This is a genomic window from Hydrogenophaga sp. UC242_53 (genome assembly GCF_042696965.1).
In the GTDB taxonomy this organism is placed as follows: domain Bacteria; phylum Pseudomonadota; class Gammaproteobacteria; order Burkholderiales; family Burkholderiaceae_C; genus Hydrogenophaga.
On the sequence record NZ_CP170552.1, the window covers coordinates 463,361 to 480,854 of the forward strand.

A 17,494-nucleotide genomic window follows, 5' to 3' on the forward strand; every position below is an offset into this window, starting at 1 on the left:
TGCATCAGAAGGTGTAGGTGAGCGTGGCCTTGGCTGTGCGCCCCGGCGAGGGAATGGCGAGCAGGTAGGAGGTGGAGGCCTCCATGTAGAAGCGGTCGCGCAGGTTCTCGACGCTGAAGGCGACGTTCAGGTGCTTGTTGATGCGCCAGCTGCCGAACAGGTCGTAGATCTGGTACGAGTCCCAGCCGCTGACGAGGGCGCCATCCTTCGAGTAGGCCTTGGCCCCCGTCATGCGCAACCCCAGCGTGAGGCGACGGTCCAGCAGCCGGGTGCCCAGCGTCAGGCTCTCCTGCGACCGGGGCGGCACGTAGTAGCCCACGAAGCTGGGGTCGTTGGCGAAGAGGTGCGGCATCCGGATGCAGGGGGCGGCCGTCGTGCCGCCGGCGTCGCAGAACGACACGCGGTCGTAGCGGGTGAGGCCGTATCGCGCGAAGAAGGCACCGCTGTCGTAGCCCAGGTTGAATTCCTTGCCCCGGAAGCGGGCTTCGTCGGCGTTCCTGAATTCACCCGCGCTGCCGTAGATGTAGTCCTTCGTCGCGATGTCGAAGAAGGTCAATCCCGCATGGAACCGGTCCTTGGGCCACCACAGGTCCTGCAGTTCGAAACGAACGCCGGCCTCCGTGTTCTGCGTGAACTCGGGTTTGAGCATCGTCCGATCGGGGTTGGACGCAGCGATGAGGCTGTTGATCGTTTCCTTGGCGGTGGGCGGTCGCCACCCTTCGCTGTAGCGAGCGAAGAACTGCAGCGACTCGCGCGGCTGCAGCGTGACGCCCAGGCTGCCGTTGGTGCGGCTCTGGCGATGGGCAATCTTCAGCGGGACGACCTGCCCGGGAATGCCCGACGAGACTTCGGCATCGCCCTTCACCTCGTAACGTTCACGCCGCAGGCCCGCGTTGAGCAGCAGCCAGCTCACGGGCTGAAGGTCGGCCTGCACGAAGGTCGAGTTCAGCGAGCGGTCGCCACCCGGGTCCATGTAGATGCCGCCATCCAGCGGTGTGACCTCGGCCTTCTCGGACAGCCAGGTCAGGCCGTACTTGAGCGTGAGGTCACCCCCCGCCGGCAGGCCCAGCACGCTGGTGTTCCAGGCCTCCAGACCTTGGCCTCGTGTGTCGGTCCAGGTGGCGTTGTGCAGCAACCCGGGACTGCGGAAGTCGGCCGCCTGATAGCCCTTGGAGTGGGCGGACCACAGGTTCACGCGCAGGTCGATCCAGGGGTTGCCCGCCGGGGTCCAGGCGTACTGGGCGGTGTAGAGCTCGCTGTCGACGCTGCTGAGATTGAGCTGCGTGATGTAGTCGATGAAGGCCGCGCTGCGGGCCTCGCCGAATTCGCTCTGGAGTCGGCTGTAGCCCACGCTGACCTTCTGCTGGCCGGGCAGCTTGAGCGAGGCCTTGAGCAGTTGCGAGTCGGTGTCCTGCGAGGTGTTGTAGACCGTCTGGCCAGGCTCGTAGAGCGATACGCGCCGCACGGTGTTGGCCAGGTTGACGGGGCGCGAGGTGACATCGCCGCGCCGTCCGGAGACGTAGTTGCCACTCTGGCGGTGGCTCAGGCCGGCGACGATCTCGAGCTTGTCGTCCAGTAGCCGCCAGGCACCCGCCAGGCTGCCGTTCCACGCGCGGCCCGGCACCGACACATCGCGGGTGATCGCATCGGCTGGGTCCGATGAGCCGCTGGCGGGCGGGCCGAGCACGGAGTAGGTGTCCGTGCCGCTCGAGTGGTTGACGGCGGTGCCGCGAAGCCGCAGACCGAAGGCCTTGCCCGACCCGATCAGGTCATCGGCGGTGAGCGTGCTCATGCTCACGACGCCGCCTACCACCCCCGCGCCGTAGGGGCCCGCATTGGGCCCCTTCTCGACCTTGATCTCGCCCAGGAGTTCGGGGTCGACATAGGACTGCGTGGTCTCGCCGGCATAGCCCTTGTAGGTGGAGCCGCTCGACTCGGTTCCGTCGACCAGGATCTTGACGCGGCCAAAGCCCTGCATGCCGCGGATGTTGATGTCCAGCGAGGAACCGTTGCGGCTGTTCGCCACCGTGACCCCGGGAATGTCCTTGAACAGATCACCCGGACTGGTGGCCGGAAAACGTTCGAGGTCCTCGCGCTGGAGGGTGTGCGTGGTCGCCGCGTGGCCCTGGTCCAAGGGGGCGCTGCCCAACACGGTGACCGTCGACAGCTCGACAGCGGCATCGCCCGCAGGTGTGGGCGACGCCGCCTGAGGCGCCCTGCGGACCATGACCGCACCACCCTCCCTGCGAGCAACCAGACCGCTGCCCGCCAGCAACTGGTCCAGCGCCTGGCGTGTGGTGAACCGGCCCGAGACGGCCAGGGCCGTCTTGCCCGCCACCAGCTCTGGCGGAAACAGCAATTGCAGGCCGGACTGGCGGGCCAGCTCGTTGAGCGCCGGGCCCAGAGCCTGGGCAGCGATCGAGATCTGATGGACCTGAGTCTCTGCCGTCTGAGCGATCGCCGGCCCGCACAAGCCCGTGGCGAGAGCAGCAGCAAGCGCCATGGGCACCAGCGCTGGATAGGGTTTTCGCATGAACGCAATCTCCAAGGAAGTGTTCGCAACATCAATCACTACCTATGGAGTCGCATGGCCTGCACAAACCCTCACATCGAGGGCGCCGTTTTTTTCTGGCGCGCGGGTGGGCAGCGGTGCGCTACTTCGCGGCCGCGATGACCGTCACCGCGCCTTGCGGCGCCAGGCGCACCGGCAGCATGTGGGGCAAGGCCTGCGCGAAAAGGCCCACCTGCCGCAGGTCGAAACTGCCTCCCACGCGCAGCGCACCGACCGAGGGATCCCGGATCACGAGGCCGGTGTGGCGATAGCGCTCGAACTCGGCCAGGGCCTCGGCCAGCGGCGTGTCGCTGAAACTGACGCGCTGCGCCCGCCATGCACCCACCCCATCGGCGGGGAGGCTGACGATGGCGCCCAGCCGTCCATCGCCGCGAACCGTGACCCCTTGACCCGCCGTCAATACCGCGCCATCGCCAGAGGCCTCCGGGCTCGCTGCCCTGTGGACGCCGCCCACCCTGACGCGCCCCTCTTCGACCGCCACCACGGTCTTTCCGGCATCCAGACCTGCGCGGGTGTGGCGAACCGAAAACCGCGTGCCGATCACCGTGACGCGGGTGCTTCCAGCCAGCACATCGAAAGGCGCCGCCGCATCGCCCTGAACAGAGAACATCACCTGCCCCTCGATGAGACGAACTTCCCGCCGCTGGCGGTACATACTCACCTGAATCTGCGTCGCGGTATCGAGTTGCAGCGCACTGCCATCGGGAAGATCGATGCCGAGGATCTGACCGCGCTCGGAAGCAAACGTCCGGGCGTAAGTCGGCTGACGGCTCCCCTGGTCCCAGCCGAGCCAGCCTCCACCCACCAGCGCGGCCACGCCAGCCGCGGTGCGCACCGTCGGGAAGAGCCGGGTGAGGTCGAGCATCCAGGCTCGCCGGCCAGGAGACGCCAGACGGGGCGAGGGACCTGCAGGATGCAGGCGATCCGTGGGCGGGCCGACGGCGGTCCCGGCCATGGACTCATGCAAGTCCAGCCCGGCCTTGAGCGACTGCACATCGGCATCAGGCAGGTCCCGCACGTGATCCAGGCTCCTCTCGAGCTCCTCATAGGCTTCGCCATGGCGTGGGTCTTCGGCCAGCCACCGTTCAAACGCCGCCTCTTGCGTGGGGTCCAGCCCTTCATGGCGGCGCGTCGCCCACAGCGCGGCCTGGAGTTCCACCGCGTCCTGCGACCGGACGAAGGGCTCCAACTCGCGGGCGTCCTCGTCCTCTCTTGGCGCGGCGGCAGGGGTGGGGGGAGCGGGCGTTTTCATGGGTGCTTATGGTTGTAGTCGGATGAGGTGCGCAAACCCTCACCTCCTGGCGGGCTTTTTTTGCCTTCGTCGATCTCACGGCGGCGACCGCAGGTCCGCCGCGACCGCCGATGGCGACAACCCCCCCTGCAGCTGGCGCTCGCAGGCCCGGCACGCCAGCCGGCCTCGCGCGATGTGCTTCTCGATCATGCTGACGGAAGTGCCCATGTGGCGGGCAATCTGCGCATACGGCATGTCGTCGAAGACGTGCAGGATAAACGCCTCGCGGCAGCGTGGTGGCAATGCTTCGATGGTCCTCACGTACGCCCGCACCGCCTGCGCCGAAGCCAGCACCGCATCGGGCTGCAGATGCGGGGGCGCCGCAGGCTGCTCGGATTCTTCCAGGGCATGCAGGTCGTCATGCTCCCGCAGCCGCTCCCGGCGGTACAGATCCACCATCACATGGCGCGCCGTCTGGAACAGAAGCGCCCGAGGTTCCGCAATCGGCACGCTGGACTGCTGCAGGCGCAGAAAGCGTGCGTAGCTCTCCTGCACGACATCCGCAGCCGCGTCCCGGTTCCTGACCGTGCGGGCACAGAAGTTCAGCAGTTCTCGGTAGTAGCGGGCAACCACGCAATATCCACATTCGTCGAAGGCTTCCTAAGCGCAAACTCGCTCTTGATCGATGGGTCAGCCCGATCGACTCAAATAGGAATTATTCTCATTATTGCAGATGCATCCGCAGCGTCAAAAGCGGACGACCAGGCGCACGGCGCCTGCGCGAGAACTCAAGTGTTTGGCGAGGGTCTGCCCTTGGCGGCCTGCAGCAGCGCCTGAGCCAGCAGCATTGCCACTGCCGACAGCACCCCGAACAGATGTGCCTGCGCGACGATGCGCCCACCAATCAGCTCCATTTCGCTGTACGTCGGCCCGTGCAACATCTGCCAGAGCATCCAGCCGATGAGCACGAACAGTGCCGCCAGGCCGATCGGCTCCCTTCTGCGCGCCTGGGGCCACAGCACCAGCACGAACAGTCCGTAGAGCACACCGGAAAGGCCCACGTAGTGCGACACCTCTGGCGCCAGCGCCAGCAGCATGAGCGACACGCCCACACCCAACGCCGCCAGGCGCAGCAGCAGCCACCCCGGCAGGATCGGCGCATCGGCCCTGTCCGCCAACAAGGCACACAGCACCAGTCCGGCTGCGTTGAGCGCCCAGTGCGCAAGGCCCAGGTGGATCAAGTGCCCAGTGAGCAGTCGCCAGAGCTCGCCGTCGAGCACGGCACCACGCTCGTAGCGCAGCACCCCGTGCCATGCAGGGGGCAGCACCTGAAGCAAGGCCAGCAGGGCAACCGCCGTCGCTATGGTCAGAAAGCCTGGTAGTACCGCAGAGATGCGGGCCGAGATCCGAGAAGAGATATTTGAGTTCATTGGGTACAACCTGTTGGCCCAGATGGGTCGCCCGCCGTTTGCGCACCGCCCCCTGCCAATGACCTGCGCGCACGCTCGCCAGCTCAGCAACCACATGCCATCGATGAGGCACGCTGTGGTGGCGAAGCTGTCAAGTCACAGCATGGCAGTACTCTCGGGCCGAGAGAGGCAGGTCATCTCCCACCTGCTTGAGGGAATGACAATGCCTCAAGTGGCGCGCCAACTTGGGGTGGGCCAGTCAGCCACTCAAGCCGAAAGGCCTCGGCGCTCTCGTTGTCCAGGAGCAAATCGCCGAGCGTACGCCAACGTCCTCTTCACGGTCCTGGAGCTCACTGAGAACGCGACGGTCGCTGAGGCTCGCTGGAAGGAAACGCTCGGCGCCCGAAATGCAGGGCCGTATGACGGACACTTCGACTAAACAGCAACTGAGTCTTCAATGACCGGTATGGAGCAGATCGAACGTCGCCTTTGGGCGGCGGATTCAACCGGTCATGACTTGCAGAACTTCCTGCGCGACAGCAATTTGGTCTGCAGCATGAGCCGTCGTGACCGACAGCTTCTTTGCCAGCTTGGAGGCCGAACTCATCGAGCGTCACAGCTTCGAGTCCAAGGCCCAGGCCCAGCCATGACAAAAGCGTCTCCTGTGGATCACCATCGCATTGAAACGAGCATTGACGTCGCGGTCCTTGCCGGTCCGGACTTTGTCCACAGCCGTCTTCATGTTGTCGTAGATGCCCCGCTTGGGTACGCCTCCGAGCATCACAAACGCGTGGTTGACCGCTTGTGGACTCACTCGAGTGAAGTGATGTGTGCAATGCAGAGAACGTCATCAAGATCGCCGGCATGTATCTCGACGAAATCGACATCGCCGTACACTCACAAAAAAATGTCACATCCCTAGCGTTCCTGATAGCTCACGCGGCGGGAAAAAGTGAATGCTAAATGGCTGACAAGCAGAAAAAGAGAATGGTGTGTGGCCGTATGAGAGCAACCTTGTCGGCACGCCCGATACGGCCCCTCAACAAAATCAACAGTTATGCGACGTGCCCGGGAGAATGCTGAGTGCCTTTCCGCAGCCACCGGATCGCCGGGCGCTGGTCAGACACAAACACTTACGATGCCGGCATGGACTGCATCTTCTCCTTCCACGGGCCGGCCCAGCGTCTCCTTCTTCGCTTTCTGACGGCGCTGGTCACCCTCCTGGGTCTTTGCTTGCACCCGGGTTCTGCCCAGGCGGCCCCTCCTGCGTCCGACGTCACCCTGCAAGCGCACTTCTGGGTCGATGCCTCGGGTCAGGCCTCCCTCAACGAGGCCATGCGCCGACCGGTGGGGGACTTCCAGCCCATGGGCCACTACCGGTCCTTTGACCTGGCGGCTGCCGCCTTGTGGTTGCGGTTGGACTTGCCGCCCCTGGACGCCAGCCGGCGTTGGTACCTCGCCCTGAGTGCGGCGGCCTTCACCAACCGGGCGACGCTTCATGCCACCGGACCCCAGGGAGCGTGGACGGTGCAACAAGCGGGCGATCATTTGCCGGTGTCGCAATGGAGCCATCCCGACCAGACACCGGTGTTTGCCTTGCCGGCCGGGTCAACGGGCCCGGTCTGGCTGCGCCTGGAAAACCGGCCGGCACCGCTGAGCCCGCGACTGCTGCTGCTGGAGGAAGACACGCTGCAGGAAACGCGCTACTGGACTTTCCTGATGATCGGGGGCTACCTCGGTTTCGGTCTGCTGGTGTTGTTCTGGGGCTGGGTGCACGCGCGCCTGTATGGCGACCGCGCTTTCATCGCCTACTGCTGCTATGTCGCGAGCATGTTGGGCTTTCAGGCGGCCTTCACCGGCGTGGGCGGGGGTGTTTTTCTGGCGCGACTGGGCGTGGTGGAACGACGCCGCGCCGGCGGTGTTCATGCTGTGGCTCACCGCGGCGGGCATCTGGTTCGTGCGCGAGGCCTGTGCGGTGTCGCGCCACCACCGGCAGGTGGACCTTTTCGTGAAGGCCTGGTCGTGGTTCGGGCTGCTGTTCCCCGTGGTTTACCTGCTGCTGCAGAACCGCTTCGCCTTTGTCGTGCTCAACCTGTACGGCCTGTTGTCGGTGGTGTTGAGCTTCGCACTGTGCATCTGGGCCTGGCGCCTGGGTGAAAAGTACGGGGGCTGGCTGGCGCTGGGGTTCCTGCCGGTGCATCTGAGTTACCCGTTTCCCGCACTGCGCGCGGCCGGCGTGTTGCCGGACAGCTGGGTCACGCAGTACGCCGTGCTCATCGGCTCGGCCATCGAGATCCCGCTCCTGCTCTACATCCTGCATCGGCGAGCCAAGGAGTTCAACGAGAACCATGCCCGCCTGCGCGCGATCGAGAGCACGGACCCCTTGACCGGTTTGACCATCGAGCCCGTGCTTCATCTGCGTTTGCGTGACGCCATGCGCCGCTCCAGGCGTTATGGGCATCAGAGTGGCCTCCTGATGGTGGAGCTGCTCAACCATGCGGACATCGTCTCCCGCCATGGCCGGGAGGTGGCCGAGCGCGCACTGGTGGTGGCCGCATCGCGGCTGTCGCACGTGGCGCGCGACGTGGACACGGTCTGCCGTGTCGCGAATGCGCGTTTTGCGGTGCTGGTCGAAGGGCCGCTGCAGCCCGACGACCTGATGCTGCTGGCACAACACATCGTGGCCAAAGGGCTGGAGCAGGTACCTTCCTTGCCGGCGGGCCTGTCGCTGCGCTTTCGCCTGGCCTCTCTGTCGCTGCCTGGCGAAGCGAAGGATGCGGACGACGCGAGCCTGCTCGATCGGCTCCGCGCCGTGCTGGACCAGATGGCCGACGATCCGCGCAAGGTGGTGCTGCACCTGCCGGCGGGCTCACCGGTACCCACACCGTCCTGAGTGTTTGTCTTGAGCCTGTAGTCTCTCGCGTTCACCTTCGTTGTTTCCCCAACCCCGTTCCAGGAGAGGATTTGCCATGAGTGGATTTCAGATCGGCGTGATCGTCGGCAGCCTGCGCCGCGACTCCTTCAACCGCCGGCTGGCGACGGCCCTCGCCCAGCTTGCCTCCAAGGAGTTCACGTTCAAGCAACTCGAGATCGGTGACCTGCCGCTGTACAACCAGGACGACGACGCGAACCAGGCCGCCCCGGTGAAACGGCTCAAGGCCGAGATCGCGGCTTCGCAAGGCCTGCTGTTCGTGACCCCCGAGTACAACCGCTCCCTGCCCGGGGTGTTGAAAAACGCCATCGACCATGCCTCGCGCCCCTACGGCCAGAGCGCCTGGGCCGGCAAACCCGCCGGGGTGATCGGTGTGTCGGTTGGCGCGATCGGCACGGCGCTCGCACAGCAGCACCTGCGCAACATCCTCGCCTACCTCGACGTGCCCACGCTGGGCCAGCCCGAGGCGTTCATCCAGTCCAAGGAAGGCCTGTTCGACAAGGACGGGGGCATCGGCGCCGACAGCCGCGAATTCCTTCAGAAATGGGTGTCCACCTACGAAGCCTGGGTTCGCCGGCACGCGGGCTGACGCCCGCGCGGCTCAGAAGTGGGCGAGGTAGCCGCCGTCCACGACCAGCACCTGGCCCGTGACGTAGCTGGCGGCGGGTGAGGCCAGGAACACCGCCGCGCCACCGATCTCCTCGGGCCGGCCCCAGCGGCCCAGCGAACTGCGCCGATCAAGCCAGGCCGCCACGGAGGCGTCCTCCACCATGGCGGTGTTGGCGCCGGTGGCGAAATAGCCCGGAGCGATCGCGTTGACGTTGATGCCTTGCGGGCCGAGTTCGGCCGCGAGCGCGCGCGTGAAGGCTTCGAGCGCGCCCTTGCTGGTGGTGTAGGCCGCGTCGCCGGCGCGGGCGATCGGCCCGGCGATGGAGGTGACGTTGATGATGCGGCCAGCGCCCTGGGCGCGCATGGGCCGCGCCACCTCGCGGCAGAGGTGCCAGGCCGAGACGAGGTTGGCCTCCAGCAGCTCCCGCAGGGCCTGGGCGGACAATTCGTCCAGGGGCTGGCGCCGGCGCTGGCCCACGTTGTTGATCAGGATGTCGATCCGGCCACTCTCGGCCAGCAGGTGGGCCACGGCCGCCGTGGCAGCGGCCTCGTCGCACACATCGAAGGGCAGCGCGTGCGCGGTGCCACCAGCGGCTTGGCCGCCTTCGCGCACCCGGTCCACCGCTTCACGCAGGCTGGTGGCATCGCGGCCGTTGAGCCAGACGGTGGCGCCGTGGGCGGCCAGCGCCTGGGCCATGCACAGGCCCAGGCCACGGGTCGCGCCCGTGACCAGGGCGACGCGGCCTGACAGGGAGAACAGGGAAGAGGGAATCGGTGCGGTGGTGGGGCTCACCGCGCGATTATCGGCCGGCCTTCGGCCTCAGGCCGGCAGCTCGGCCAGGGACGACTCGGGAAAAGCCATCTCCGGCTCCATGCCGTCAAACGGCAAGGTGAAGTAGAAAGTGCAGCCTTCGCCGGGTGCGGTTTCGGACCAGATGCGCCCACCATGGCGCTCGATGATGCGCTGCGACAGCGCCAGGCCCGTGCCTGTCCCTTCGAAGTCCATCGAATGGTGCTGGCGCTGGAACATCACGAACAGGTTGTGCGCCTTTTCCAGGTCAAAGCCCACGCCGTTGTCGGCGATGTAGAAGGTGCGTCCCCCCACCGGGCTGACCTTCCAACCCACCTCGATGCGGGCCAGGTCACGGGGACGGGTGTATTTCACGGAGTTGCCCAGCAGGTTGCCCAGGGCCTGGGCGAGCAGCATGGCATCGCCCCGCACGACGGGCAGGTCGTTCTCGATCACCCACTCGATGCGCCGGTCCGGGTTTTCCTGCTTCAGGTGCGCGATCACGCCTTCCACGAGCTGGGCGATCGGCACCGGCTGGGTGTCGATGGCCAACACGGCCCAGGCGGGCGTACTCGAGCAGGCCTTCGATCATCAGGCTCATGCGCTTGGACGCCTTGGCGATCGAATTCTGGTACTGCAGGGCCAGCGTGTCGGCGGAGTCGCCCATCTGTTCCTGCAGCAGGCTCACGAAGCTGGCGATGTGGCGCAGCGGCGCGCGCAGGTCGTGCGAGACCATGTGTGAGAACACGTCCAGGTCCTTGTTGGCCGCCACGAGCTGCTGCGTGCGCTCGGCGACGCGCTTTTCCAGCTCTCGGTTGAGGTCGTTCATCACGTCCTCCAGGCTCTTGGCGGCGGTCATGTCGCGCGTGATGCTGGAGAGGCCCTGCAACTCGCCGGCTTCGTTGCGCAGCGCAGTGAGCACGGTGTGCGCCCAGAAGCGCGAGCCGTCCTCGCGCAGGCGCCAGCCTCGGGTTTCCCATTGGCCGTGGGCCTTGGCCAGGCGCAACACCTGGCCGGGGTCGACCTCGTCCTCGCCCGCGTTGTCGCTGGACAGCAGCGCCTCATAGGAGCGGCCCATGATCTGCGAGCGGGTACTGGCGATGCAGGCGCTGGGCGCTCTCGGTCCATTCGGTGATGCCGCCGTTTTCGTCGACGAAGTAGATGCAGTAGTCCTGGATCGCATCCACCATCAGGCGGTAGCGCTGCTCGCTGGCAAACAGCTCGGCCGAACGCGAGCGCACGCGTTCTTCCAGATCCTGGTTGGCGTGCAGCACGAACTCTTCCGTGCGGCGGCGTTCCGTGATGTCGTGCAGCTCGATGAAGATGCCCTCGACGGTGCCATTCTGGAAGTCGGGGATGTAGTGGATCTCGAAGTAGTTGGTCGAACCGTCGGCGGCCGTGCGCGCGGCTTCGAAGGTCTGCGTCTGGCCGGAGAGGGCCTGCGCCACGCGCGGCAGGATGTCGGGCAGGATGTCGGGCCGCACCACCTGGCTCAGCGGCGAACCCACCATGTCGCTCGGCAGTTTGCCGTAGCGCGCGGCGTGGGCTTGGTTGGCGAAGCGGCAGATCAGGTTCTTGTCGTAGTAGGCCAGCCGTGCGGGAATGCGGTCGGTGATGCTGCGCAGCAGGCTGTCCTGGGCGGAGGCGATCTGGGCCGCATCGAGCGGCGTGACCACACCGCTGCCGTGCAGGAAATGGCCCTCGGCATCAAACACCGGCGTCGAGGCGAGGCGGGCGCGAAACAGGCTGCCGTCGACGCGCAACCAGTCCAGATCGACCGGTTCGCTCTGCCCGCTCTGGCGCAGGGCTTCCACGTGGGCGGTCAGTGCGTCGCGCGAGCGCGGGGCGACCAGTTCATTCAGGGGCATGCCCGGTGCGCCATGGCCCAGCCAACCCAGCAGGGCTTGATTGAGATGGACGCAACGCTGCGCGTCGTCAAAAGTGAGCAGGCCGCAAGGCGCCTGGTCAACGAGGGAACGGGCGCTGTCCAGGGCGGACTGGAGGTCTTGCGTGCGCAGGGCCACCAGCCGTTCGAGCTGTTGCTCTGGCGTTTCCATCCCGTCTGGGCAGATAGAGTTGTCCATGGTTCAAGGCTCCCGGGTCGTTGCAGTGCAAGCCAGAAAGGTGGCTTGTACTCCCATATCGGACACCGCCGCAGAAAATTCAAATTGTTACGACCGGTGGTTTTCCCTGCTGTCCGAAAAAAGTACGTAAAAAAAGCCCTGAGGCTCACGCCCCAGGGCTTTGTCGGTTGATTCGGTGACTATTTACAGGCCGGCGGCCTTGCGCAGCGCGGCGGCCTTGTCGGTGCGCTCCCAGGCGAACTCGGGTTCTTCGCGGCCGAAGTGGCCGTAGGCGGCGGTCTTGGTGTAGATCGGGCGCAGCAGGTCGAGCATCTGGATGATGCCCTTGGGGCGCAGGTCGAAGTGTTCCTGCACCAGCGCGGCGATCTTCTCGTCCGGGATCACGCCCGTGCCTTCGGTGTAGACGGTGACGTTCATCGGGCGGGCCACGCCGATGGCGTAGGCCACCTGGATCTGGCACTGCTTGGCCAGGCCGGCGGCCACGATGTTCTTGGCGACGTAACGGGCGGCGTAGGCGGCCGAGCGGTCCACCTTGGACGGGTCCTTGCCCGAGAACGCGCCACCGCCGTGCGGGCAGGCGCCGCCGTAGGTGTCGACGATGATCTTGCGACCGGTCAGGCCGCAGTCACCCTGCGGGCCGCCGATGACGAAGCGGCCGGTCGGGTTGATCAGGTACTTGGTGTCCTTGAGCCACTCCTTGGGCAGCACGGGCTTGATGATCTCTTCGATGATGGCTTCGTTGAAAGACGCCTTCATCTTGGTGGGCGACTCGCTCTGGTCGGGCGAATGCTGGGTCGAGAGCACCACGGTGTCGATGCTGTGGGGCTTGCCGTCCACGTAGCGCATCGTCACCTGGCTCTTGGCGTCGGGACGCAGGAAAGGCAGGCGGCCGTCCTTGCGCAGCTGGGCCTGGCGCTCCACGAGGCGGTGGGCGTAGTAGATCGGCGCGGGCATCAGCTCGGGCGTCTCGTCGCAGGCGTAGCCGAACATCAGGCCCTGGTCGCCGGCGCCGGTGTTCAGGTGGTCGTCGGACGCGTGGTCCACGCCCTGGGCGATGTCGTTGGACTGCTTGTCGTAGCAGACCATGACCGCGCAGCCCTTGTAGTCAATGCCGTACTCGGTGTTGTCGTAGCCGATGCGCTTGAGGGTGTCGCGTGCGACCTGGATGTAGTCGACGTGGGCGTTGGTGGTGATTTCACCCGCCAGCACCACCAGGCCGGTGTTGCACAGGGTCTCGGCGGCCACGCGGCTGCGCGGATCCTGGGCAAAGATCGCGTCGAGGATCGCGTCGGAAATCTGGTCGGCGACCTTGTCGGGGTGGCCTTCGGAGACGGATTCGGAGGTGAAAAGAAAATCGTTCGCCATGTATAAACTCCACGTTGGTTGACCGGCGTTGCCGGTCTGTCAGAGTTCGGCGAACGCTTTAGCGGAATTTGTGAATCGCCCCGCAATTAGTTCCATAACTCGGCGATGGCGGCATTCTAGATGAATGCCCGCCCGTCCACCCAGTCTTCTCCATCCCGTGACCCTATTGATCCATGGCCTTTTCCGCGTGCTGAGCTGGATGCCCCTGTCCGTGCTGCATGCAATGGGCTGGCTGCTGGGCTGGGTGAGCTTTGCGCTCTCGGGCCGCTACCGGCGGCGGCTGTTCGCGCACGCCGCCCTCGCGGGGTACCCCCGTCAGGTGGCGCTGGCGCACGGTCGGTGAGTCGGGCAAGCTGGTGGCCGAGTTGCCGCGCCTGTGGCTCGGCCGGCCCGTGCCCGTGGCCTGGGCGGGCGCCGAGCACATCGAATCCACGCATCAACAGGGCACCGGGGTGCTGTTCCTGACGCCCCACCTGGGCTGTTTCGAGATCACGGCCCAGGCGTACGCACAGCGCTTCGGCGCGGTGCATCCCATGACGGTGCTGTTCCGCCCGGCGCGCCAGCCCTGGTTGCGCGATCTCGTGGCCGGTGCGCGCCAGCGCCCTGGCCTGTTCGCCGCGCCCACCACCCTGGCGGGCGTGAAGCAGCTCATCAAGGCGCTCAAGGCGGGGCAGGCGGTGGGCCTGCTGCCGGACCAGGTGCCGCCTGAAGGGCAGGGTGTGTGGGCGCCGTTCTTCGGGCGTGACGCCTACACCATGACGCTGTCGGGCCGCCTGGCCCAGGCCGGTCGCGTGCAGATCCTGTTGAGCTGGGGGGAGCGCCTGAGCTGGGGCCGGGGCTACCGCGTGCACGTGCGCCCATTCGAGCCGCTCAACGGAGGGCCGCTGTCGGACGACCCGCTGGAGGCCGCGGCACAGATCAACCGCGCCATGGAGGCGCTGGTGCGAGAATGCCCGGCCCAGTACCTCTGGTCCTACAACCGCTACAAGTCGCCGACCCGGTAGACACCGCCGTCGCCCTGATGTCTTCCTTGCCGCCCACCTCCGACGCTCCGCTGCCCCCCGGCAACCTCGGCAACCGCCTGGGGGTGGCCTTCATGCGCGTGCTGGCCGCATTGCCGCTCTCCTGGGTGCGTGGCATGGGCTGGTTGCTGGGGCAGGTGCTGCACTTGGCGGCGGTGCGGCGCCGGCGCATCGCGCGCATCAACTGGGCCCTGTGCTTTCCGGAGAGCAGCGAGGTCGAGCGCGACCGCGCGGTGCGCCAGCATTTCGTGTATTTCGCGCAGGCCTGGCTGGACCGCAGCTGGCTGTGGGAGGCGCCGCTGGCGCACGGTGCGTCAGCGCCTGACACTCACGGGCGATCTGCAGGCCCTGGCCGGGAACGAGCCCACCGTGATCTTCGCCCCGCATTTCGTGGGCATGGACGCAGGCTGGATCGGGCTCACGGCCCACCTGGAGCGGCGTTTCTGCGGGCTGTACGCCGAGCAGCTCAACGCCGACGTGGACCGCTGGATGGCACAGGGCCGCCAGCGTTTCGGCAACCCCCATGTCGTGGGCAAGCGCCAGGGCATCAAACCCCTGGTCGCGGCGATGCGCCAGGGCCTGCCGCTGTACCTGTTGCCCGACATGGATCACGGCATGCGCGACGCGGCGTTCGTGCCCTTTTTCGGCGTGCAGACCGCCACGCTCATGTCGCTGTCCCGGTTGGCCCGCCTGGGGCGTGCCTGCGTGGTGCCGGTGGTGAGCCGCCTCACGCGCGAAGGTTATGAGGTGAAGGTGATGTCACCCTGGCCCGACTACCCGACAGCGGATCCCGAAGCCGACACGGCGGTCATGAACCGCTACCTGGAGGGTTACATCCGCCAGGCGCCGGCGCAGTACTACTGGGTGCACAAGCGCTTCAAGACCCGCCCGGGCAATGAGCGTTCTTTCTACGCCGATCTCTGAACCGGTTCAGGTGTTCAGAAAGCCGCCGATCAAGGCGGCCACGCGCGCCGGCTGCTCGTGCACGATCCAGTGCGTGGCGCCGGGGACGCGCTCGATGCGCAGGTCTGGCACATACCCGTCCAGCCCTTCCAGCAGGGCTTCGGGCAGGGCGGTGTCGTTCAGTCCCCAGATCACCAGGGTCGGCCGCGTCACCATGGCCTTTTCGCGCGGCACCTGCACGGCTGCTGCCCCAGGGTCGTCGGGCGTCGGTGGGCGCAGGGGCGACGCGGCGTAGTACGCGCAAGGGCCCGTCAGCCCCTGGCGCCACACCGCGCGGTAGCGATCGCGCGTGGGCTCGTCGAGCCAGGCCATTGGCCCGCTGTCGGCCGCCATGTGGGTGAAGAAGGGCCAGAGGCGGGCGAAGTCGTTCTCGGCCAGCAGCGCGGGCGCGTCGGGCCGGACCAGGAAATTCATGTAGGCGCTGGCCGCCTGTTGCGCGGGCGACTGGGCCAGTTCGCGCTGGAAGGTGGCGGGGTGCGGCGCGTTGACGATGACCAGTTGCCGAAGCAAGCCAGGCCGCTGCGCGGCGAGGCCCCAGGCCAGTGCACCGCCCCAGTCGTGCGCGATCAGGCCGGCCAGTTGACCTGGCGCGGGGCTGTCGGCGGTGATGGCCGTGGCCAGTGCGCCCAGGTCTTGCAACAGGGGCTTGGCGCGGTAGGCCGATGTGTCGGTGGGGGCGCTCGACTGCTCGAAGCCGCGCAGGTTGGGCGCCACGCAGCGGTAGCCGCCGTGTTCGACTTGAGCGAAATGCAGAAGCAGCTCGTCCCACACAAAGGCGGCTTCGGGAAAACCGTGCAGGAACAGCAGCACGGGGCGGCCGGGCTCGCCGGCGGCTCGGCAACTCAGCGTGATGCCGTGGGGCAGGGCTTGTTGGAAGGTCTGGATCATGCGGGCTCTCCTCGAGCCCGCACGGTTCAGTCCAGCGCGGGCGGCTCGTCGTCGGGAACGGGGTCGGCCGCTTGGGCTGGCGCGTTGGCGCCATGGGTCCATTGCCAGAGCAGCAGCGCCACCTCGTCCAGCCCCTTTTCTTCAGGGCCGAGAAGAGTCTCGCCTCGCCACCGCCCGACTGCAGTCGCGCAATCGACAGCGCCTTTTGCGCTTCGGCGTGGTTGAGCTTGTCGGCCTTGGTGAGCAGCACCAGGAACTTCAGGCCTTCCTCGACCCGAGGCCGGATCACCTCCAGCAGGATCTCGTCGAGCTCGGTCAGGCCCAGGCGAGGGTCGATCAACAGCACCACGCCCTTGAGGTTTTCGCGCGTGAGCAAATAGTTGCCCATGACGCGCTGCCAGCGCAACTTGGCTTCGCGCGGCACGGCGGCATAGCCATAGCCCGGCAGGTCGGCCAGCACCGCGTCGGTCACGCCCTGTTTGCCGAGCGAGAACAGGTTGATGCTTTGCGTGCGGCCCGGCGTCTTGGAGGCGAAGGCCAGGCGCTTCTGCTGCGTCAGCGTGTTGATGCAGGTGGACTTGCCCGCGTTGGAGCGCCCGACGAAGGCGATCTCGGGCACCTCCAGCGGCGGCAGGTGTTCGAGTTGCGGGGCGGTGGTGAGAAAGCGGGCGGTGTGCAGCCAGCCGTGCGCGATCTTGGGATCGGGCTTGAGGGGATCGATGGTTTTTCCAGCTCGGGGTATCGGGGCTTTGAGGCCCGGGGCGTCGTGCGACGGCGAAGCGGTCTGGGGGGCTGGAGTGGGGCGGTGGGTCATTTGGGGGTTTTCCCGGTGGGACATTGTAAAATCGATTGGCTTTGTCCAGACAAACCGAGAATTCCCACAAACCGAACCCGTCGCAACCGACGCCCGCCCCGTCATGAAATTGCCTGTTTCCTTCCTTTGCGCCGCTGCTGCCGCAGCCCTGTCGTTCAGCGCCCAGGCGCAATCGGCCAAGCCCGATCTGGCCAAGGGCAGCGCCATGTACGGTCAGGTCTGCGTGGCCTGCCACGCGGCGGACGGCAACTCGACCACGCCGGCCAACCCGAAGCTGGCGCAACAGCACCCCGAGTACCTCGTCAAGCAGTTGCAGGAATACAAATCGGGCAAGCGCGACAACGCCATCATGAAGGGCTTCGCTTCGGCCCTGTCCGACGCCGACATGCGCAACATCGCCTACTGGCTGGCCGATCAGAAGGCCAAGGGCGGCGCCGCCACCGACAAGGATCTGGTGCGTCTGGGTGAACGCATCTACCGCGGCGGCATCGCCGACCGCCAGATCGCCGCCTGCGCCGGCTGCCACAGCCCCAATGGCGCCGGCATTCCCGCGCAGTACCCGCGCCTGTCGGGCCAGCAGGCGGAGTACACCGCCACGCAGCTCAAGCACTTCCGCGACGGCACCCGCAAGAACAACGCGCAGATGGCCGGTGTGGCCGCCAAGATGAACGACCGCGAAATCCAGGCGGTGTCGGACTACATCGCCGGCCTGCGCTGATCGACTTTCGAGGGGCGCAAGCCCCTCGTGCCTGGCCGGGATATAAGCCAACAATAATATTTGCCGGCACAATGCCATAAACCCCGCCGGGCGTTGA

At 66.6% G+C, this 17,494-nt stretch carries 17 protein-coding genes and 4 pseudogenes; 8 read left to right on the plus strand and 13 right to left on the minus strand.

The window, feature by feature from the left end; genetic code table 11:
* Positions 1-4: 4 nt before the first annotated feature.
* The 5 genes and pseudogenes from ACFJI0_RS02440 to ACFJI0_RS02460 form a co-directional block, all read right to left on the minus strand.
* Positions 5-2,533, minus strand: a complete 2,529-nt coding sequence (locus ACFJI0_RS02440) for a TonB-dependent receptor domain-containing protein (RefSeq protein ID WP_382323323.1) — start codon at positions 2,531-2,533, stop codon at positions 5-7.
* Positions 2,534-2,654: 121 nt separating this feature from the next.
* Positions 2,655-3,824 carry a FecR family protein gene (locus tag ACFJI0_RS02445; RefSeq protein WP_382323324.1) on the minus strand — a complete coding sequence of 390 codons (1,170 nt, stop codon included), beginning with the start codon at positions 3,822-3,824 and terminating at the stop codon, positions 2,655-2,657.
* Between the two features lie 75 nt (positions 3,825-3,899).
* Positions 3,900-4,436 (minus strand): RNA polymerase sigma factor, encoded by a 537-nt coding sequence (locus ACFJI0_RS02450; RefSeq protein WP_382323325.1) that lies wholly within the window; start codon positions 4,434-4,436, stop codon positions 3,900-3,902.
* Positions 4,437-4,591: 155 nt separating this feature from the next.
* Entirely contained in the window at positions 4,592-5,233 is a 642-nt protein-coding gene (gene rrtA / locus ACFJI0_RS02455; RefSeq protein WP_382323326.1) for a rhombosortase, read from the minus strand.
* 619 nt (positions 5,234-5,852) lie between these two features.
* Positions 5,853-6,014 (minus strand): annotated as a pseudogene (locus ACFJI0_RS02460) (IS21 family transposase); the annotation flags it as partial.
* Positions 6,015-6,547: 533 nt separating this feature from the next.
* Here ACFJI0_RS02460 and ACFJI0_RS02465 point away from each other — a divergent pair.
* A pseudogene (locus tag ACFJI0_RS02465) lies at positions 6,548-6,814 on the plus strand (7TM-DISM domain-containing protein); the annotation flags it as partial.
* A 6-nt stretch (positions 6,815-6,820) separates the two neighbouring features.
* On the opposite strand, the gene ACFJI0_RS02470 reads toward ACFJI0_RS02465, so the two are convergent.
* Entirely contained in the window at positions 6,821-7,138 is a 318-nt protein-coding gene (locus tag ACFJI0_RS02470) for a hypothetical protein (RefSeq protein WP_382325923.1), read from the minus strand.
* On the opposite strand from ACFJI0_RS02470, the gene ACFJI0_RS02475 reads away from it, so the two are divergent.
* The gene (locus ACFJI0_RS02475; RefSeq protein ID WP_382325891.1) at positions 7,137-8,105 is read left to right on the plus strand and encodes a GGDEF domain-containing protein; all 969 of its coding nucleotides are present in this window, start codon (positions 7,137-7,139) and stop codon (positions 8,103-8,105) included. The genes ACFJI0_RS02470 and ACFJI0_RS02475 overlap by 2 nt on opposite strands.
* A gap of 76 nt (positions 8,106-8,181) precedes the next feature.
* A complete protein-coding gene (locus tag ACFJI0_RS02480) occupies positions 8,182-8,733 on the plus strand; it encodes an NAD(P)H-dependent oxidoreductase (protein WP_291114095.1) in 552 nt (183 codons plus the stop codon).
* 12 nt (positions 8,734-8,745) lie between these two features.
* Here the strand turns inward: ACFJI0_RS02480 and ACFJI0_RS02485 are convergent, their stop codons facing one another.
* From ACFJI0_RS02485 to metK, 5 genes are all read right to left on the minus strand, one after another.
* Complete coding sequence (locus ACFJI0_RS02485; protein WP_382323327.1) at positions 8,746-9,546, minus strand: SDR family oxidoreductase; 801 nt, start codon at positions 9,544-9,546, stop codon at positions 8,746-8,748.
* A gap of 27 nt (positions 9,547-9,573) precedes the next feature.
* Positions 9,574-9,960: an ATP-binding protein gene (locus ACFJI0_RS02490; RefSeq protein WP_382323328.1), complete on the minus strand. Its 387-nt coding sequence runs from the start codon at positions 9,958-9,960 to the stop codon at positions 9,574-9,576.
* Positions 9,896-10,621, minus strand: coding sequence for a histidine kinase dimerization/phospho-acceptor domain-containing protein (locus tag ACFJI0_RS02495; protein WP_382323329.1), 726 nt, complete (start codon positions 10,619-10,621; stop codon positions 9,896-9,898). The genes ACFJI0_RS02490 and ACFJI0_RS02495 overlap by 65 nt, the downstream gene beginning before the upstream one ends.
* Positions 10,605-11,627: a PAS domain-containing protein gene (locus ACFJI0_RS02500; RefSeq protein ID WP_382323330.1), complete on the minus strand. Its 1,023-nt coding sequence runs from the start codon at positions 11,625-11,627 to the stop codon at positions 10,605-10,607. Before ACFJI0_RS02500 ends, ACFJI0_RS02495 begins: the two co-directional genes overlap by 17 nt.
* A 183-nt stretch (positions 11,628-11,810) precedes the next feature.
* Positions 11,811-12,992 (minus strand): methionine adenosyltransferase, encoded by a 1,182-nt coding sequence (metK, locus tag ACFJI0_RS02505; protein WP_297397795.1) that lies wholly within the window; start codon positions 12,990-12,992, stop codon positions 11,811-11,813.
* 157 nt (positions 12,993-13,149) lie between these two features.
* Between metK and ACFJI0_RS02510 the strand changes: the two genes are divergently transcribed.
* From ACFJI0_RS02510 to ACFJI0_RS02525, 4 genes and pseudogenes are all read left to right on the plus strand, one after another.
* Positions 13,150-13,335 (plus strand): hypothetical protein, encoded by a 186-nt coding sequence (locus ACFJI0_RS02510; protein ID WP_382323331.1) that lies wholly within the window; start codon positions 13,150-13,152, stop codon positions 13,333-13,335.
* Positions 13,336-13,348: 13 nt separating this feature from the next.
* A complete protein-coding gene (locus tag ACFJI0_RS02515) occupies positions 13,349-13,996 on the plus strand; it encodes a lysophospholipid acyltransferase family protein (RefSeq protein WP_382323332.1) in 648 nt (215 codons plus the stop codon).
* A 92-nt stretch (positions 13,997-14,088) separates the two neighbouring features.
* A pseudogene (locus ACFJI0_RS02520) lies at positions 14,089-14,244 on the plus strand (lipid A biosynthesis acyltransferase); the annotation flags it as partial.
* A gap of 79 nt (positions 14,245-14,323) precedes the next feature.
* Positions 14,324-14,938: a hypothetical protein gene (locus ACFJI0_RS02525; RefSeq protein WP_382323333.1), complete on the plus strand. Its 615-nt coding sequence runs from the start codon at positions 14,324-14,326 to the stop codon at positions 14,936-14,938.
* A gap of 6 nt (positions 14,939-14,944) precedes the next feature.
* On the opposite strand, the gene ACFJI0_RS02530 is transcribed toward ACFJI0_RS02525, so the two are convergent.
* Positions 14,945-15,865 carry an alpha/beta fold hydrolase gene (locus ACFJI0_RS02530; protein ID WP_382323334.1) on the minus strand — a complete coding sequence of 307 codons (921 nt, stop codon included), beginning with the start codon at positions 15,863-15,865 and terminating at the stop codon, positions 14,945-14,947.
* Between the two features lie 26 nt (positions 15,866-15,891).
* Positions 15,892-16,679 (minus strand): annotated as a pseudogene (gene yihA, locus ACFJI0_RS02535) (ribosome biogenesis GTP-binding protein YihA/YsxC).
* Between the two features lie 103 nt (positions 16,680-16,782).
* On the opposite strand from yihA, the gene ACFJI0_RS02540 reads away from it, so the two are divergent.
* Positions 16,783-17,397: a c-type cytochrome gene (locus ACFJI0_RS02540; RefSeq protein WP_382161488.1), complete on the plus strand. Its 615-nt coding sequence runs from the start codon at positions 16,783-16,785 to the stop codon at positions 17,395-17,397.
* Positions 17,398-17,494: the final 97 nt, after the last annotated feature.

What these genes read in the sequence shown, in the direction of transcription:
- ACFJI0_RS02480 (WP_291114095.1), top strand. Translation starts at nt 8,182, where the DNA reads ATGAGTGGATTTCAGATCGGCGTGATCGTCGGCAGCCTGCGCCGCGAC.
- ACFJI0_RS02475 (WP_382325891.1), top strand. Translation starts at nt 7,137, where the DNA reads ATGCTGTGGCTCACCGCGGCGGGCATCTGGTTCGTGCGCGAGGCCTGT.
- rrtA (WP_382323326.1), bottom strand. Translation starts at nt 5,233, where the DNA reads ATGAACTCAAATATCTCTTCTCGGATCTCGGCCCGCATCTCTGCGGTA.
- ACFJI0_RS02540 (WP_382161488.1), top strand. Translation starts at nt 16,783, where the DNA reads ATGAAATTGCCTGTTTCCTTCCTTTGCGCCGCTGCTGCCGCAGCCCTG.
- ACFJI0_RS02490 (WP_382323328.1), bottom strand. Translation starts at nt 9,960, where the DNA reads ATGCTGCTCGCCCAGGCCCTGGGCAACCTGCTGGGCAACTCCGTGAAA.
- metK (WP_297397795.1), bottom strand. Translation starts at nt 12,992, where the DNA reads ATGGCGAACGATTTTCTTTTCACCTCCGAATCCGTCTCCGAAGGCCAC.
- ACFJI0_RS02440 (WP_382323323.1), bottom strand. Translation starts at nt 2,533, where the DNA reads ATGCGAAAACCCTATCCAGCGCTGGTGCCCATGGCGCTTGCTGCTGCT.
- ACFJI0_RS02530 (WP_382323334.1), bottom strand. Translation starts at nt 15,865, where the DNA reads ATGATCCAGACCTTCCAACAAGCCCTGCCCCACGGCATCACGCTGAGT.
- ACFJI0_RS02495 (WP_382323329.1), bottom strand. Translation starts at nt 10,621, where the DNA reads ATGGGCCGCTCCTATGAGGCGCTGCTGTCCAGCGACAACGCGGGCGAG.
- ACFJI0_RS02445 (WP_382323324.1), bottom strand. Translation starts at nt 3,824, where the DNA reads ATGAAAACGCCCGCTCCCCCCACCCCTGCCGCCGCGCCAAGAGAGGAC.
- ACFJI0_RS02470 (WP_382325923.1), bottom strand. Translation starts at nt 7,138, where the DNA reads ATGAACACCGCCGGCGCGGCGTCGTTCCACCACGCCCAGTCGCGCCAG.
- ACFJI0_RS02500 (WP_382323330.1), bottom strand. Translation starts at nt 11,627, where the DNA reads ATGGACAACTCTATCTGCCCAGACGGGATGGAAACGCCAGAGCAACAG.